We start from the raw sequence: 15,424 nt of genomic DNA, 5'->3' as shown, positions 1-15,424 counted from the left end.
TTTTGACGAGCAGCAAGGAATAAATATTATATCAGTTATCAGGGAGCAGGGAGCAGGGAGCAGGGAGCAGAGGAGAGAATAATGACCAATGACAACTAAGACTGCCCATCTTTTTGCTGAGCGTACATGACCCGCAGGACTAAAGCGGGGTCGATGTAATTGTTAGCGTATTTCAAACCCCAATGTAGGTGAGGTCCTGTGGTGCGTCCAGTCATACCGACACGACCGATTCTAGCTCCAGCTGGTATTGTTTGTCCTTCCCACAAGACAATTCCGCCTTCGCGATCGATCATGTAGCGGTTTTTGCCTTGAGTACCGACCTGTCCTTGCATGTGACAGTAAATGTGCTCCCAAGCTCCAGAACGAATAATAACGTGCGTACCGCAGGCATCGCGATCGGCAACCTTGACTATTGTGCCAGTCCACCAACTGCGGACGTAACTACCTTGAGGCGCTACTAAATCTAAACCACTGTGAAATTCTAAGCCCGAACCGCCAGTAGGAGAGCGACGGTAGCCGAAAGGCGAACTATAGTATTGGAAATTTTCGACCGGAAAGGATGCTTTGCGCCAAAGATTACCAGTAGCAATTTTATTTTGCGCTACTTCCTCTGCTGTTACCTTTTTTTGATGCCATGCTAGTAGGGGCAAGCTGGCGAGACTGAGTGCAACCAGCAGCAAACTTTTTTTGGAAACAGTAAAACCCAGTCTTTGAAACCTTAGGAGTTGAAATTGCTTCATGCTTTGACTCCTAGTTCTGGGTACTGGGTTGACACCACGGGCATTAGCAGAATTCGAGCGATCGCAACTTGATTCATATAACTTAAATAAAATACTGGCAACTGACTAGCAAAGAAGGAAAAATTCCGATATGACTGACTGATTAGTTTTAGTAGACTGTTGAGGTCGAACATGTGTTGCCTCTATCTAAAATTTATATTTAAGTTCGCTATAGATTTAGGTTCGCTAACAATGTGAATAATCAGATTTTTCACAATTTGCTGAAAATCCTGCAAAAACTTAACACGATTTATCTTGCCATAGCAAGGGTAAATCTACGGAAGGACGCATCTACCCTGAGTCAGCGATCGGCGAACTGTGCAGAACCACTCGCGAATGTGTAAATTTATCGTTAGAATTTTTGAATTAATGAATTAAATCTCGATCGCCAGACGCTCTTACCTCATGCTGACAGAAATGTTGCCGTTTACTCTCAATTTAGATGCTACTGCGATCGCTGGAGCTAGTTTGTGGTCGCTGGCGTTATATTTAGCTTTTTCAGGCATAGGCGACTGGATAATACACCAGCTCCAACGCTGGTTTAATTTTGCCGAGCGATCGCTTTATATAAATCGAGCAGAATTTGAAAAAACCCGCATAGCGAGAGAATCTCAGAATGCTTTTTACGCTTCGTTATTCAGCATTGTGCCTTTTTTGATTTTTGGCAGTTTGTGTAATTACGGCATCGAACTGAGCTTAGGTCGCAGTTGGGCAATTAGTATGGGCATACTTGCCTGCGTTAGCTGCGGAGTCTACGAGTTAGGACGACGAGACGGTAGGGAACAGTGAACAGGGAGCAGGGAGCAGGGAGTAGGGGGGCAGAGGAGCAGAGGGGCAGGGGGAAAATAACTTACGACTTACGACTCTACGACATCACATCAAGTTCTTCGCACGCTATCTGAGCAATTTTAGCGGCGGCTCCTGTTTGTCCGCGCACGCTGCGTAATTTGGAGCGCATTTCTTCTAGTTTTTCTGGATGCTGTAGATAGTCGAGTACGAGTCCTGCTACAGTTTGAGGTTGGAGTTTACCAACCAGTTCTGGCACAATTTCCGATTTTGCCCAGATGTTGGGCCACGATCGCAAGCCCAATCGCTGCAATACTAACCAGTTAATTGCTTTTGCCACACTCGTTCCTATTAAAGGTAAATTTACGAGTACCCCTGGGATACCATCCCAAGCCCGCATCGCGTCTAGTTGCTGAGTCGGTAACAAAACAATCATTGGCACGCCTAGAGAGCCTAGTTCGGCTGTATTTGCGCCTACGGTTGTCAAGCACAAACAACATTGAGATAACAGATCGTAAGCCGGCGATCGCGTCCACAATTCTACTATTAAGCCGCTAGCTGTTTTTAGTAGGGGTGAGGAGGAGCCAGTGCGCTCTTGCGGTTCCCCGACTTGAAGCATCTGGCGTTGAGGAGTGGGGGGCGAGGAGTGAGGAATCAGTTCGGCTGTGGAACCTTCTACTAAAGGAATAATTGGATTTTTTTCACGGTTGGCAAAATCAGCCAAGGTTTGCACGTCTAAAGTAGGTGCGATGGGAATGACAAAGCGCGTCTGCGGTCGTTGTATATGAATGTATTCTGCGATCGCCAGCATCAACGGTACTCCCTGTGACAGTTTCGCAGCTTTAGAGCCTGGTAATAAACCAATTAATTCAATTTTGGATTGGTCATGGATAATTGGTAATTGGTTGACAGTAGACGCTGGCGCTACACTGCGTGAAGACAGTTGACAGTTGAAAACGTCTCCCTCAGCCTCCTCAACTCCCTCAGCTCTCTCATCCCTGCTCCCTGCTCCCTGCTCCCTGCTCCCTACCGAGGCTTCTGCCATCAAATCCCCTACTACCGTAAACTTGTGGGTATGTTTTGATGGAGCGCTATCGATTAAGTCTGGTTTCATGACGGCAAAGCGATCGATCCAACTATGCCAGCGCGTCTCCCACTCGGCATAAATTACGGTACGATAACCGAGACGCTTGCCGACGAGCGCTGAAAATAATTGATCTCCTCCTAAGAACACGACGACACCGCGAGTTCTCCAATCCCAGTTGTCTGCGGTTTTGCCCCAAAGCAAAAATTGCCAGAAATGCTCCGCTGCTTGCACTCTATCGACTTCTGGGTAAGATTGGGCGATCGCGGCTTCTTTGCCACTAGCATTCGGACAAGGAGAAAGCACGACCGAAATTCTGACGTGAGAGCGATCGGCTCCTAGTTTCTGGCGCAAAGCTTGCACGACGGGACGCACCCAGGTGGTGACTTCCCCAGGACCATTAGACAAAACCAAGATATCGATGTTACTTGTCATTTGTCATTTGTCATTTGTACCTTTTCATATCCTTGTTTTTAATTTTTTAGACTTTCATGCTTATCATAAAATTTAAATTCATGCCTTGAAATTTAAATTTTATTTATTAAATTTTTGCAAATATTAGTAAAAATCCTAATGATTAGCGACTTCAGATAAAATTAACAAACGTAACGAAAAGTTACGAAATTTTTATCAAATTGTGTCAGTTCCAGCCTGAATCTAACTTTTGGTAGGCACTTTCTGATAAAAAAAACTCATGTGCCGTGTATTTTCTACGCCGATCGCAGTTTGGTTTTTCAACTGTAACGCGACCAGTTCACAATCTGTAGAGATCGCCGAACTTACTGCGTAGAGGTACAAGTGGGACATTAGGAAAGTGTGTATCTGGTGTCCTACGTTCATTGCCAGAGATCCCTACAGACAGAGAACACGCATCAAAGGAGCCTTACCGAATGTTCACACACGTCAAGTCCACCATCCGACACATTACGCCCGACAACCTGGCAGAACGTGCTTTGATCAAGGTGGTCTATGTCGTGCTAGAGTCCCAGTATCAGAGTGCCTTATCGCAAGCGGTACGCCAAATTAACCAAAGAAATCCGAATTTGGCGATCGAAATTAGCGGCTATCTGATCGAAGAACTCCGAGACCCTGAAAACTACGAGGAGTTTAAGCGCGATATCCAAAGTGCCGACATCTTCATCGCCTCACTGATTTTTATTGAAGACTTGGCGCAAAAGGTGGTAGCTGCAGTAGAACCGCACCGATCGCAATTGGATGTGGCTGTTGTCTTCCCCTCAATGCCAGAGGTGATGCGCCTTAACAAGATGGGTAGCTTCTCGATGGCGCAGTTGGGACAATCCAAAAGCGCGATCGCCCAGTTCATGCGCAAGCGTAAAGAAAAATCTGGGGCTTCTTTCCAAGATGGAATGCTGAAGCTACTCCAAACCTTACCCAAAGTACTGAAGTATTTGCCCATCGACAAAGCCCAAGATGCGCGTAACTTCATGTTGAGTTTTCAGTATTGGTTGGGGGGGTCGCCAGAAAACCTAGAAAACTTCTTGCTGATGTTGGCGGACAAATACGTCATCAAATCTGTAGGGGCGCACAGCTGTGCGCCCCTACAATACCAGGAACCAGTAGTTTATCCCGACATGGGTATTTGGCATCCCTTGTCAACCACTATGTTTGAGGATATCAAGGAATACCTCAACTGGCACAACAGCCGCCAAGATATCTCTAGCGACCTAAAAGACCCGCTTGCGCCTTGCGTGGGACTCGTACTGCAACGCACCCACCTAGTAACGGGGGATGATGCCCATTACGTAGCAATCGTACAGGAACTCGAAGCGATGGGCGCGCGGGTAGTTCCTGTATTTGCGGGCGGCTTGGACTTTTCCAAGCCCGTCGATGCTTATTTCTACGACCCTGTTAGCAAAAATTCGCTCGTAGATACGGCGATCTCCCTCACGGGTTTTGCCTTGGTAGGAGGACCTGCACGACAGGATCATCCCAAAGCAATTGAAGCACTGAAGCGGCTGAACCGCCCTTACATGGTTGCCCTGCCTTTAGTGTTTCAGACGACGGAGGAGTGGCAAGATAGCGATCTAGGCTTGCACCCGATCCAAGTGGCGCTACAAATTGCCATTCCCGAACTGGATGGGGCGATCGAACCGATTATTCTATCAGGTCGAGACGGTGCGACAGGTAAAGCGATCGCCCTGCAAGATCGCGTTGAAGCCATCGCCCAACGGGCGATGAAGTGGGCTAACCTGCGCCGCAAGCCAAAACTCGCAAAAAAAGTTGCCATTACCGTATTCAGCTTCCCACCCGATAAGGGTAACGTGGGGACAGCCGCCTACTTAGATGTATTCGGTTCCATTTACGAGGTGATGCAAGCCCTGCGAAATAACGGCTACGATGTGCAGGATTTGCCAGAGTCGCCCAAAGAGTTGATGGAACAGGTGATCCACGATGCCCAGGCGCAGTATAGCAGCCCCGAACTCAACGTTGCCTACAAGATGTCCGTACTGGAGTACGAAGCGCTTACTCCCTATTCGCAAAAATTAGAGGAAAACTGGGGTCCACCGCCAGGGCATCTCAATAGTGACGGGCAAAACCTTTTGGTATACGGCAAGCAATTCGGTAATGTTTTTATTGGCGTACAGCCGACATTCGGCTATGAAGGCGACCCGATGCGGTTGTTATTCTCCCGTTCTGCTAGCCCCCACCACGGTTTTGCGGCTTACTACACCTATTTAGAGCAAATTTGGCAAGCCGATGCGGTGCTGCACTTCGGGACGCACGGTTCCTTAGAATTCATGCCAGGAAAGCAAATGGGGATGTCGGGTGACTGCTACCCAGATAATTTAATTGGCATGATTCCCAACTTGTACTATTACGCGGCAAATAACCCCAGTGAAGCCACAATTGCCAAACGCCGCAGTTATGCCGAAACGATTTCTTACTTGACACCGCCAGCCGAAAATGCTGGACTGTATAAGGGTTTGAAGGAATTAAGCGAACTAATCGGTTCTTATCAAACTTTAAAAGATTCCGGTCGCGGTATTCCCATTGTCAACACCATCATGGATAAGTGCCGGATGGTGAATTTAGACCAAGATATTAACTTGCCAGAGCAAGATGCCAAAGACATGACTGCCGAGGAGCGGGATAATATTGTTGGCTTGGTGTATCGCAAGTTGATGGAAATTGAGTCGCGGTTGTTGCCTTGCGGGTTGCACGTTATTGGGAAGCCGCCTTCAGCAGAGGAAGCGATCGCAACTTTGGTTAATATTGCTGGTTTGGATCGGGCTGAAGAAGAGATCCAGAGTTTACCTCGGATTATTGCCACTAGCGTCGGGCGGGATATTGACGAAATTTATCACAATAGCGATCGCGGTGTCTTGGAAGACGTGCAATTATTACAAGACATCACCCTTGCCAGTCGCGCCGCAGTCAGCGCCTTGGTACAAGCACAAACCGACGCAGAAGGTAGAGTTTCCCTAGTTTCCAAACTCAATTTCTTCAATATGGGTAAAAAGGAACCTTGGGTAGAAGCCTTGCACCAAGCAGGTTACACTAAGGTCGATCCGAATGCCCTCAAACCCTTATTTGAATACTTGGAATTCTGCCTGCAACAAGTTTGTGCTGATAACGAACTGGGGGCTTTATTACGGGGATTAGAAGGAGAGTACATCTTACCTGGTCCTGGTGGCGACCCGATCCGCAACCCCGATGTTTTACCTACGGGCAAGAATATTCATGCCCTCGATCCGCAAGCAATCCCAACAATGGCAGCGGTGCGATCGGCAAAAATCGTCGTAGATCGCCTGTTAGACCGCAACAGAGCAGAAAATGGCGGAAAATTCCCCGAAACCATCGCCTGCGTCCTCTGGGGAACCGATAATATCAAAACTTACGGAGAATCCCTAGCTCAAATTATGTGGATGGTCGGCGTGCGTCCGGTTCCCGATGCTTTGGGACGGGTGAACAAGTTGGAATTGATTCCCTTGGAAGAGTTGGGACGACCCAGAATTGATGTTGTCATTAACTGTTCCGGTGTTTTCCGCGACTTGTTTATCAACCAAATGAACCTGCTAGATCAAGCGGTGAAAATGGCGGCGGAAGCAGATGAACCTGTAGAAATGAATTTTGTCCGCAAACACGCCTTGAAGCAAGCTGAGGACATGGGAATTAACTTGCGTCAAGCTGCAACCCGCGTATTTTCCAATGCTTCCGGTTCCTACTCGTCCAATATTAATTTGGCAGTGGAAAATAGCACCTGGGATAGCGAAGCCGAGTTACAGGAAATGTACCTCAAGCGCAAATCCTTTGCTTTCAGTGCCGATAATCCTGGAACGATGGAACAGTCGCGGCAGATTTTTGAAACTACCCTCAAAACTGCTGAGGTAACATTCCAAAATCTCGATTCTTCCGAGATTAGTTTGACGGACGTATCGCACTACTACGACTCAGATCCGACAAAAGTTGTGGCAAGTTTGCGGAATGATGGTAAGATTCCTGCTTCCTACATGGCAGATACAACGACAGCTAACGCCCAAGTCCGCACTCTATCAGAAACCGTGCGTTTAGATTCTCGTACCAAGTTGTTAAATCCCAAGTGGTATGAAGGAATGTTGTCTCACGGCTATGAAGGCGTGCGGGAACTCTCCAAGCGATTAGTCAATACAATGGGTTGGAGTGCGACTGCGGGGGCTGTCGATAATTGGATCTACGAAGATGCTAATGACACCTTCATTAAAGATGAAGCCATGCGTCAGCGGTTGTTGAATTTAAATCCGCATTCCTTCCGCAAGATGGTTTCTACTTTGTTAGAAGCAAATGGACGTGGTTATTGGGATACGGACGAGAACAATTTGGATCTGCTGCGGGAATTGTATCAGGAGGTGGAAGACCGGATTGAAGGGATTGAATAGATCGTAGGTTCATTAGGTTATAACCGTGTAGAGACGTTGCAAGCAGCGTTTCTACACGACGCGAAATATAGACTTTACCAATGGATGCCCTCACGCTCAACCTCAATCCTGTTGTTCAACTGACAGACGAGCAATTTTTTCAGCTATGTCAAATCAACGAACTAATTAGATTTGAGCGTAATGCTGACGGGTTTCTATTACTAATGTCTCTAGCAGGTGGATTAACTAGCATTCGTAATGCTAATCTCACAGCTCAACTTGGCAACTGGAATCATGAAGAGGTTCTAGGAATTGCTTTTGCTTCTTCTACTGGTTTTACTTTGCCTAATGGTGCAGTTCGGTTGCCTAATGCGGAGCTATCAATCGTTTCACTAAAGTAGTTCTAATTTTTTAAATAATAAACTCTTGCATTGCTGAGACTACAATAAGGTTGGCATTTCCTACTCTACTAGCTACACAGTCAGGAACCTCGTGTCGCTTCGTGTTTTTATTAGAAAACCAAACAAAGAAGATTGGCAAGAATTGCTATTTCTTCACAAAAGAAGTAAGGAGTTTCATTTCCCCTGGGCTTTTCCTCCACTGAATGAGCAAGAGTGTAAAATCTATATCAATCGTTGCCAAAATGAGAATTTTGAAGGTTTGCTGATATGTCATTTAACTGATAATAAAATTATTGGAGTAGCAAATTTCAGTCAGATCTTCTATCGAGCGTTTCAAAATGCTTGTCTTGGTTATTACGTTGATGTAGATTTTGCAGGTCAGGGATTGATGTTAGAGGGTGTGCATTTAGCGATTGATTATGCTTTTGATACACTCGGTTTACATCGAGTTGAAGCTAATATTCAGCCTGAAAACAGAGCATCAATTCATTTGGTAGAGCGGCTAGGTTTCACGAAAGAGGGCTTCTCTCGACGATACCTAAAAATTAATGGAGAATGGCGTGACCATGAACGCTGGGCTTTAACAGTTGAAGATTGGGTAAAGAGTTAGGAGGTCAAGATGACACTTCGCTATGAGATTACTCTCTATTGGAGTGAAGAAGACAAAGCATTTATTGCTGAAGTACCAGAATTACCAGGTTGTGCTGCTGATGGCAAAAGCAATCGAGCAGCATTATAGAATGTAGAGATTATTATGCAAGAGTGGATCGAGACTGCGAAGGAATTAGGACGTACTATTCCCGAACCAGAGCCGCGATTGTCACTCAGTTCAAATGCCAAATCTTAATTGTCATATCCCGACTGCAACTAGCGAGTACGCTCCCTTGTGGATTGAAAGCAACTCCATTCACCCAGTCAGAATGTCCCTGAAGCGAACATAACTGTTTTCCCGTACTGGGATACCACAACTTAATCGTATTATCTCCCCTGCTAGCTAAAGTCTGCCCGTCGGGACTAAATACCACAAATCCTACATAGCTGTGATGCCACGTCACAGCAGAAAAAGGTTTAGCCGTACCCAATCGCCATAATTTAATTGTCTTGTCATAACTCGCACTGGCTAAAAACTGCCCGTCAGGACTGTAGGAAATCGAATTAACCCAACTCGAATGTCCTTTGAGGACGTGCAGCAGTTGTTCCATGCCTAAATGCCAAATTTCAATGGTTTTATTACAACTGCCAATTGCTAAAGTTTGCCCGTCAGGACTAAAAACAACAGAATAGGCTGAGTTTGCCTGACCGATGCGGGTATCTAACCTTTGCCCCGTAGTTAAATCCCAAAACTGGATCGTCTTATTTTTACCATGACTAGCCAGCTTTGTTCCATCAGGCGCGATCGCGATCGACCAAACTGGATCGGAATGTCCGATTAATGTATGCAGTAATTCTCCCGTATCTAGCCGCCAAATCTTAATCGTGCGATCGTCGCTACCGCTAATTAACCATTTGCCATCGGGACTGATAGCAATAGATCGTACCCATGCTGTATGTCCGATCAGAGTCTTTAATAATTTTCCTGTTGCTAAATCCCAAATCTTAATTGTTGTATCCGCACTAGCACTAACTAGAGTTTGTCCGCCAGGACTAATCGCCACGGCAAATACCCAGTTCGTATGTCCGATGAGAGTGTTGACGCATTTCCAGCGAGTGTGAGGCGATGGCTTAGGTATTTTGGGTTTTGGTTCCAGTTCTAGAGCAATTTTAAAATCAGAGTCTGCCCGATGTTTGTATCCCAATCGAGAACAAGCGAGTCCGCGATATTTGTAAGCAGCCGCGAAGTTAGGTTGGAGGCGAATCGCTTGCGTAAAATCCTCGATCGCCACGATATATCTACCTCGTCTGGCGTTCTCCATTCCTCGCTTAAAATAAGTCTCGGCGCAAGATTTGTAGGTTGAGTAAGTTCCTGAAGCTGTAGCTACTCTACTCGCGTGTGGCTGTTGCCATTTGAGTTGCTGGTACGCCTCGTTAATTTTTTTGATTTCTTCTTCGGCTTGCTGCTTTAATTGGGAGCGATCGGGAAATAAATCGGGATGCCAAGTTTTCGCCAAGGTACGATAGGCGTGCTTCACCTCAGCAGCAGTTGCACCAGGTTTTAGTCCTAGTATTTGGTAATAGGTTTCGACTTGACTCATCTCAATGGCGATAACTTTCTTGCATCAATAGCATGAGGCGATCGCTCATACTGGAATAGGACTTACAAATCCGGTCATGGTTAGTATTCCCAAAAATTTTTCTTTCTCAACACAAACTCCCTCAACACAAACTCCTCATAGTGGTTATCACTGGGATGGTAGCGATCGCCGTTTTTTTGAAGGCTGGTATTACCGCGTCACGTTACCTGCTGGCGACACTTTTGCTTTCATGTACTCCATCGAAGACCCTATCGGTGGTAAAACCCATAGTGGAGGCGCAGCCCAGATTCTCGGTCCCGACGATAAATATTTATGGCGGACTTATCCCGATGTCAAGCGCTTTTGGGCGAGTCCAACTCAACTCGCTTTAGGACATTGGGGACAAACAGACTTAGAGACTCAAGCAAATTGGCTTTCTCCTGACGAATTCGATCGCCACATCCAACAGGGTTATCAAGCGACTGCGACCTGGAACCAAGGTATCATCCGCGATCCCGCCAATAATGGTTATTGCCGCTGGCAGTACGAGATTCAACCGATTTATGGATGGGGCGATCGCGGTAGAATACAGCAATCTACAGCTGGTTGGCTGTCTTCGTTACAAATATTTGAACCTGGCTGGCAAATCTTGATGGCGCACGGTTTAGCTACGGGTTGGATCGATTGGCACGGCAAGCGCTACGAGTTTACCAACGCCCCAGCCTATAGCGAAAAGAATTGGGGCGGTGCTTTTCCCCAAAGATGGTTTTGGCTGAATTGCAATAGTTTTGACGACGAACCCGACTTAGCCTTAACTGCTGGCGGTGGTAGGCGTGGAGTGTTGTGGTGGATGGAATCTGTAGCAATGGTAGGCTTGCATTATCGGGGTAAATTTTACGAATTCGTCCCTTGGAACTCCGAGGTAACGTGGAACATCCAGCCCTGGGGTTGCTGGCAAATGCAGGCAAGAAATGCTGACTACGAAGTTATTTTAACGGGGACGACAGATTTACCTGGCACTCCCCTACGTGCGCCCACCCAGAACGGGCTAGTTTTCTGCTGTAAGGATACGATGCGCGGGCAAGTGAGTTTACAACTCTATTCTTGTCGTGGTGGCAAGAAACTGATATTGGAGGCTAAAAGTTCAGTCTGTGGCTTAGAAATCGGTGGCAACCCGTGGGATAGTACGTGGCAGAAATGAGGAGTGAGGAGTGAGGAGTGAGGGGGAATTTTAGATTTTGGATTGTAATTCTCCTTATCCTCCTTGTCTCCCTTGTCCTCCTTGTCCCCCTTGTCCAAAAAACCTTGACCTCTGCTATGATCGCAAAGGATTGGGGCTGTAGCTCAGTTGGATAGAGCGAGCGCCTCCTAAGCGCTAGGTCGCGCGTTCGAGACGCGCCAGTCCCGTCGAGTTTTCAAGTTCGATCTAACCCTGGCGAGGTACAAACCGCAATCTGCTCTCAGTACCATTACTCCAGTTCTTATCCCAACAGCTACTCCATCCCTAGCTGAATTAATGGGCAAAGCTTATTGAGTACAAGCGACCTCAGTGTAGCCCCTCTACCATGAGGTTTCAGTATCGCGTCTTCTCGAGATATCTGGCGGGGCTGCCTGCCCACAATCTAGGCTGCGCTAATGAGACTAGAGATTTTGTACTTAAAACCATTCCAAGCGATCGCGCGCTTCATGAGATAGCTCAACCCACTCATCAACCAAAATAGAGGTGACATCACACCTGAGTCTGGAAGAATTAGAAAGCTGCTATCAACCAGCCAATTTTCGCGTGGATTGACGAATTTTTTCTAGCGGTCAGAGCTAGCAGTTTAATTATGCTCAATTCAACGGATTTGAGATCGGATATTTATTCAAAGAATTGCTGCTATATATATGTTTTAGCTTTATTAACTTTAGAATCCCAAAATAAAATAAGCGATGCTACTAATAAATTAGAGCGATCGCTCATCTGCTCGTCTATAACTTTATTTCGGTTTCGAGGTAGATATTTGCAAATCTACTCGTACTAGCCAAGCTAAAAGTTCTAAATTTAACCTCTTGAAAGTTATTTCCAGCTAATAACTTATTGACTATTGACTGAGCGATCGGAGCTTTTCGATCAACTCCTCTCGATTTGGCTTCTTCAATAGATATCGGTTAACAAACCACACTGAGTAGAAAATACCGATGAGTTGAAAGGTTGGTGCTAATAATGGAATGCTATTGAAAGCAGCCAATACTGCAAAAAGTACTCTCAATGCAATAAATGCGGCTAATACGAGCAGAGTATTTGTAATTGGTTGCTTGTATTGTTGAAAGAATCTGCTGATGTTTTCAGGCAGTTCAGCAAAAAATCCAGTAATATTGTTACCGATCTGTCGTCCTTGCATTTCAATTTGTTCGGCAGTCGATTGCGTTGTTTGAGCTAGAGATTCTGATGTTTCTCTCGCTTCTGGATTAGTGTTGATGTATTCTGTTTGTTGCATTTCGATCTCCTTATGTGAAAATTAAAAAGTTTTCTGCTGTTTTCTTGGCTACTATCTCTTTACAGTTAGCAGTTAACAAAAAAATGTTCTGTGCTTGAAGCCTTCTATTTTCTGCTTTTCCCTAACGATAAATATTTCCATCTACCTATTTATATTTAGCCCCGAGGAATCGACAGAAACAAATTAGGCAACAACAGGCTCGCCAGTAGGAACAAACTCGATACTAACAATAGAATATTGCTAATCTGGCGAGGAAGAGGGGCTGGAGTCAGTCTTTAATCGGTATTGATGTCAAGACTCCCAATTAATTGAGCCTCTACTTATTACCAACGCGATCGGGTCCTACACGAGCAGGTCCGACCTTTTCAGGACCAACAACTTCAGGACCAACAACTTCAGGACCAACTTGGGAAGGAGATGCAGCACTTGGAGCAGGGGAAACAGGATATGGAGTCACTACAGGACTTGCAGGAACCGTAAGGACTGGCACTGTTTGAGTTACTGTGCGAGTAACAACTCGCTCCCCACGAACTAGGTATCCTAAAATCCCAGCTAGTGGGATACAACAAGCGATCGCTGCAAGAATTGGCAGACTAGGACCATAATCTTGTTTAGATTTTTTGGATTTATCTGGAGGTGAGTGCGATGTTGAATTTGTGGTTGTAACTGTTTCCCTTCTCAGAGGAACTTCTTCTACAACTCCAACTCTCTTTTGTCCAGGGGAAGTACGATTCACAGTAGGAATAGTCTCTGGATGTACCTTACTATCAGCATCGGGTTCTAAGCGATTATTCATTTATTATCCTGGCAATCAAACGAGTAACATTCCTTAATTTCATCAGTTTAGTATTTTATTTTTCAGTTCCTTTAGAAGGATTACCAAACATCTTAAGGAAGACATATAAACAACTAGTAAATTTTCTTAAATTAATACCGAGCCTAAAAATGATTCAGATTTCGGTTTTAATACTATGCACCTGCATTTGTGTTACGTTTACAGAAAAATTACTGCATTGTTCCGGCACTCAACACTTTGAGTACCGGAATCAACTATTTAAATGCGATCGCTAAAATCTAAACACTCGTATTTTAATCTTAGTGTTTTGTTTCTCTTACGATCGCGGTCTTAGAAGTCCGCGATCGCTTGCTAAGAGCGGTATGAGCAATATAGCAAAAAGGAGAGATCGACAATGACCTCCCCCTACAAAGGTAGCGATCCGCCAACTCTAAATAGCCAGTAAGCGGGTGAGCAAACTTACTACAGTGTGTTGTCTCTGTTATCTTGAATGATGACGTTAGGGTCTTGAGTGTCGAAGTCTAACTTTTCCCTAGAAGTGGGTGTTTCAGTTGGAAGAGGAAAAAGAGTAACTTTGTCTTTCGCTTCAACTGGCTTTCCAGTGCTGACCCCCTGTGTTTTGAACTGCTTATTTTCTCCAACCTGGAGTTTTTCGTCAGGCTTAAAGCCCTGAGTACTAGATGGCTTGGCATCTTTAGCACTACTCTTGACGGAATCTTTTACATTGGTTGCAGTTGTTTTGATGCTCTGTGATGTACTTTTTGCTGCATCTACTACAGCTGGCTTAGTATCATCAACAGTACTTTTTACTGAGTCCGCTACACCTTTTGTAGATTGCTTGACCTCTTCAACCGCACTCTTGGCTGAGTTGGTTGCACTCTGTACGGCTGGCTCGATCCCCTCAACTGTAGCTTTTACGGAGTCCGCTACGCTTCTTACAGCTGGCTTAGCTTCCTCAGATGCACTCTTAATTGCTTCTACTACAGAGGGCTTAGTATCTTGGACAGTATCTTTGACTGCATCTACTGCGGCGACTACAGAGGGCTTAGTATCTTGGACAGTATCCTTGACTGCATCTACTGCGGCGACTACAGAGGGCTTAGTATCTTGGACAGTATCCTTGACTGCATCTACTACACCGATTACAGAAGGCTTAACCTCCTCACCTATATGTTTTACATTGTCCCCTACATCTTCTACAGTGTGGTTAACAGTCTCAGCTACACTCTTTGCTGCGTCCACTACACCCTCTACAGTGTGGTCAACCGCTTCAGATGTACCTTTACCAGCTAAAGCACCTGCTACTGCGCCCGCTACTGCACCAACGATTCCTCCAGCTCGTCCGCCGAGTATACCGCCAATCGCTGCTCCAGCTATCCCAGCACCTATACCTGAGCCTCCTGACTGAGCATCAGGTTGTTCCCGTTCGGAATCAGTACTTTCATGCTTATCTAAAGGTTGCTCGTTCTCGGTCATAAAAATTATCTCCTTCGTACTAAATTGACTTAATGCGTCGATCTGGGCAATAGCTTTTTTAAGAAGACTGCTTAACGGTCGGAAGGTAATTTTCCAGTTCTGTCGTCGATCGTCCGACCTTCACTATTAATATCGATCTCTTCACGACGAATCGTTTCTTGTGCTTCAACTGTTTCGCGATCTACGACTTTATTGACTCTGACTTCCTCACGCACAAAGGCTTCTTTGTGAATGTCAGCAGTTTCCTCGTAAATTTCCATGCGTGCCACTTCGCCTGAGCCGAAGTTAACACTACCAGGAGCGACTGCCTTTCCAGCATCTGCTGGAGTCACTCGCTCAACCACAACTCGCTCTCTGTCAATTGGTACTGAAACTTGTTTAGTTTCAGTCTCAACGTGCTTACCAACAGATACTTCCCCTGTCTTGACACGTTTTTTGCTGGCGATTAGACGCTCTTGGTACAGTTTGACATCTTGACGATCGCGATCGTTCATTTCGTACAAAGACGGCTCTTGCTTATATTGATAGCTATCGCGGTTGTAAGTTGGAGCGCTTTGCGCGACGGCTGCACCTGTTGTAGCAGCACCAGATGAAG

Annotated in this window: 13 protein-coding genes, 1 tRNA gene and 1 pseudogene; 7 read left to right on the top strand and 8 right to left on the bottom strand. The window is 45.7% G+C overall.

Annotated elements, in window-relative coordinates:
* Positions 1-95 precede the first annotated feature (95 nt).
* The gene (locus ACRC32_RS20580) at positions 96-740 is read right to left on the bottom strand and encodes a M23 family metallopeptidase (RefSeq protein ID WP_438555718.1); all 645 of its coding nucleotides are present in this window, start codon (positions 738-740) and stop codon (positions 96-98) included.
* Positions 737-913: a hypothetical protein gene (locus ACRC32_RS20575; RefSeq protein WP_438555717.1), complete on the bottom strand. Its 177-nt coding sequence runs from the start codon at positions 911-913 to the stop codon at positions 737-739. The genes ACRC32_RS20580 and ACRC32_RS20575 overlap by 4 nt, the downstream gene beginning before the upstream one ends.
* A gap of 271 nt (positions 914-1,184) precedes the next feature.
* On the opposite strand from ACRC32_RS20575, the gene ACRC32_RS20570 reads away from it, so the two are divergent.
* Positions 1,185-1,568: a hypothetical protein gene (locus ACRC32_RS20570; protein ID WP_317105853.1), complete on the top strand. Its 384-nt coding sequence runs from the start codon at positions 1,185-1,187 to the stop codon at positions 1,566-1,568.
* 76 nt (positions 1,569-1,644) lie between these two features.
* On the opposite strand, the gene ACRC32_RS20565 is transcribed toward ACRC32_RS20570, so the two are convergent.
* The gene (locus ACRC32_RS20565; protein ID WP_438555716.1) at positions 1,645-3,084 is read right to left on the bottom strand and encodes a lipid-A-disaccharide synthase; all 1,440 of its coding nucleotides are present in this window, start codon (positions 3,082-3,084) and stop codon (positions 1,645-1,647) included.
* Between the two features lie 455 nt (positions 3,085-3,539).
* Here ACRC32_RS20565 and ACRC32_RS20560 point away from each other — a divergent pair, with 455 nt between their 5' ends.
* From ACRC32_RS20560 to ACRC32_RS20545, 4 genes and pseudogenes are all read left to right on the top strand, one after another.
* Positions 3,540-7,526, top strand: coding sequence for a magnesium chelatase subunit H (locus ACRC32_RS20560; RefSeq protein WP_438555715.1), 3,987 nt, complete (start codon positions 3,540-3,542; stop codon positions 7,524-7,526).
* An 80-nt stretch (positions 7,527-7,606) separates the two neighbouring features.
* Positions 7,607-7,906 carry a Uma2 family endonuclease gene (locus tag ACRC32_RS20555; protein WP_438555714.1) on the top strand — a complete coding sequence of 100 codons (300 nt, stop codon included), beginning with the start codon at positions 7,607-7,609 and terminating at the stop codon, positions 7,904-7,906.
* A 91-nt stretch (positions 7,907-7,997) separates the two neighbouring features.
* On the top strand, positions 7,998-8,516 hold the full coding sequence (locus ACRC32_RS20550) for a GNAT family N-acetyltransferase (RefSeq protein ID WP_438555713.1): 519 nt from the start codon (positions 7,998-8,000) through the stop codon (positions 8,514-8,516).
* 9 nt (positions 8,517-8,525) lie between these two features.
* Positions 8,526-8,753 (top strand): annotated as a pseudogene (locus ACRC32_RS20545) (type II toxin-antitoxin system HicB family antitoxin).
* On the opposite strand, the gene ACRC32_RS20540 reads toward ACRC32_RS20545, so the two are convergent.
* Positions 8,731-10,098: a DnaJ domain-containing protein gene (locus ACRC32_RS20540; protein WP_438555712.1), complete on the bottom strand. Its 1,368-nt coding sequence runs from the start codon at positions 10,096-10,098 to the stop codon at positions 8,731-8,733. The pseudogene ACRC32_RS20545 and the gene ACRC32_RS20540 overlap by 23 nt on opposite strands.
* A 76-nt stretch (positions 10,099-10,174) precedes the next feature.
* Here ACRC32_RS20540 and ACRC32_RS20535 point away from each other — a divergent pair, with 76 nt between their 5' ends.
* Positions 10,175-11,278, top strand: coding sequence for a tocopherol cyclase family protein (locus tag ACRC32_RS20535; RefSeq protein WP_438555711.1), 1,104 nt, complete (start codon positions 10,175-10,177; stop codon positions 11,276-11,278).
* 132 nt (positions 11,279-11,410) lie between these two features.
* A tRNA-Arg gene (locus ACRC32_RS20530) sits at positions 11,411-11,484 on the top strand.
* A 677-nt stretch (positions 11,485-12,161) separates the two neighbouring features.
* On the opposite strand, the gene ACRC32_RS20525 is transcribed toward ACRC32_RS20530, so the two are convergent.
* From ACRC32_RS20525 to ACRC32_RS20510, 4 genes are all read right to left on the bottom strand, one after another.
* Positions 12,162-12,557, bottom strand: a complete 396-nt coding sequence (locus ACRC32_RS20525) for a CAAD domain-containing protein (RefSeq protein ID WP_438555710.1) — start codon at positions 12,555-12,557, stop codon at positions 12,162-12,164.
* Between the two features lie 316 nt (positions 12,558-12,873).
* Complete coding sequence (locus ACRC32_RS20520; protein WP_438555709.1) at positions 12,874-13,353, bottom strand: hypothetical protein; 480 nt, start codon at positions 13,351-13,353, stop codon at positions 12,874-12,876.
* A 462-nt stretch (positions 13,354-13,815) separates the two neighbouring features.
* Complete coding sequence (locus ACRC32_RS20515) at positions 13,816-14,829, bottom strand: hypothetical protein (RefSeq protein ID WP_438555708.1); 1,014 nt, start codon at positions 14,827-14,829, stop codon at positions 13,816-13,818.
* Positions 14,830-14,900: 71 nt separating this feature from the next.
* Positions 14,901-15,424: YsnF/AvaK domain-containing protein (locus tag ACRC32_RS20510; RefSeq protein ID WP_438555707.1), on the bottom strand; the 524-nt coding region annotated here is incomplete at its 5' end.

The sequence above is a fragment of the Chroococcidiopsis sp. genome, from assembly GCF_051657925.1.
Classification (GTDB): Bacteria; Cyanobacteriota; Cyanobacteriia; order Cyanobacteriales; family Chroococcidiopsidaceae; genus Chroococcidiopsis.
Note: the sequence above shows the minus strand (reverse complement) of the source record. Positions and strands in the feature narration are given on the sequence as shown.

Bases quoted from the DNA above. Each gene is read 5' to 3' on its own strand.
- ACRC32_RS20580 (WP_438555718.1), bottom strand. From the start codon at position 740: ATGAAGCAATTTCAACTCCTAAGGTTTCAAAGACTGGGTTTTACTGTT.
- ACRC32_RS20520 (WP_438555709.1), bottom strand. From the start codon at position 13,353: ATGAATAATCGCTTAGAACCCGATGCTGATAGTAAGGTACATCCAGAG.
- ACRC32_RS20540 (WP_438555712.1), bottom strand. From the start codon at position 10,098: ATGAGTCAAGTCGAAACCTATTACCAAATACTAGGACTAAAACCTGGT.
- ACRC32_RS20525 (WP_438555710.1), bottom strand. From the start codon at position 12,557: ATGCAACAAACAGAATACATCAACACTAATCCAGAAGCGAGAGAAACA.
- ACRC32_RS20575 (WP_438555717.1), bottom strand. From the start codon at position 913: ATGTTCGACCTCAACAGTCTACTAAAACTAATCAGTCAGTCATATCGG.
- ACRC32_RS20560 (WP_438555715.1), top strand. From the start codon at position 3,540: ATGTTCACACACGTCAAGTCCACCATCCGACACATTACGCCCGACAAC.
- ACRC32_RS20515 (WP_438555708.1), bottom strand. From the start codon at position 14,829: ATGACCGAGAACGAGCAACCTTTAGATAAGCATGAAAGTACTGATTCC.
- ACRC32_RS20555 (WP_438555714.1), top strand. From the start codon at position 7,607: ATGGATGCCCTCACGCTCAACCTCAATCCTGTTGTTCAACTGACAGAC.
- ACRC32_RS20565 (WP_438555716.1), bottom strand. From the start codon at position 3,084: ATGACAAGTAACATCGATATCTTGGTTTTGTCTAATGGTCCTGGGGAA.
- ACRC32_RS20535 (WP_438555711.1), top strand. From the start codon at position 10,175: ATGGTTAGTATTCCCAAAAATTTTTCTTTCTCAACACAAACTCCCTCA.
- ACRC32_RS20570 (WP_317105853.1), top strand. From the start codon at position 1,185: ATGCTGACAGAAATGTTGCCGTTTACTCTCAATTTAGATGCTACTGCG.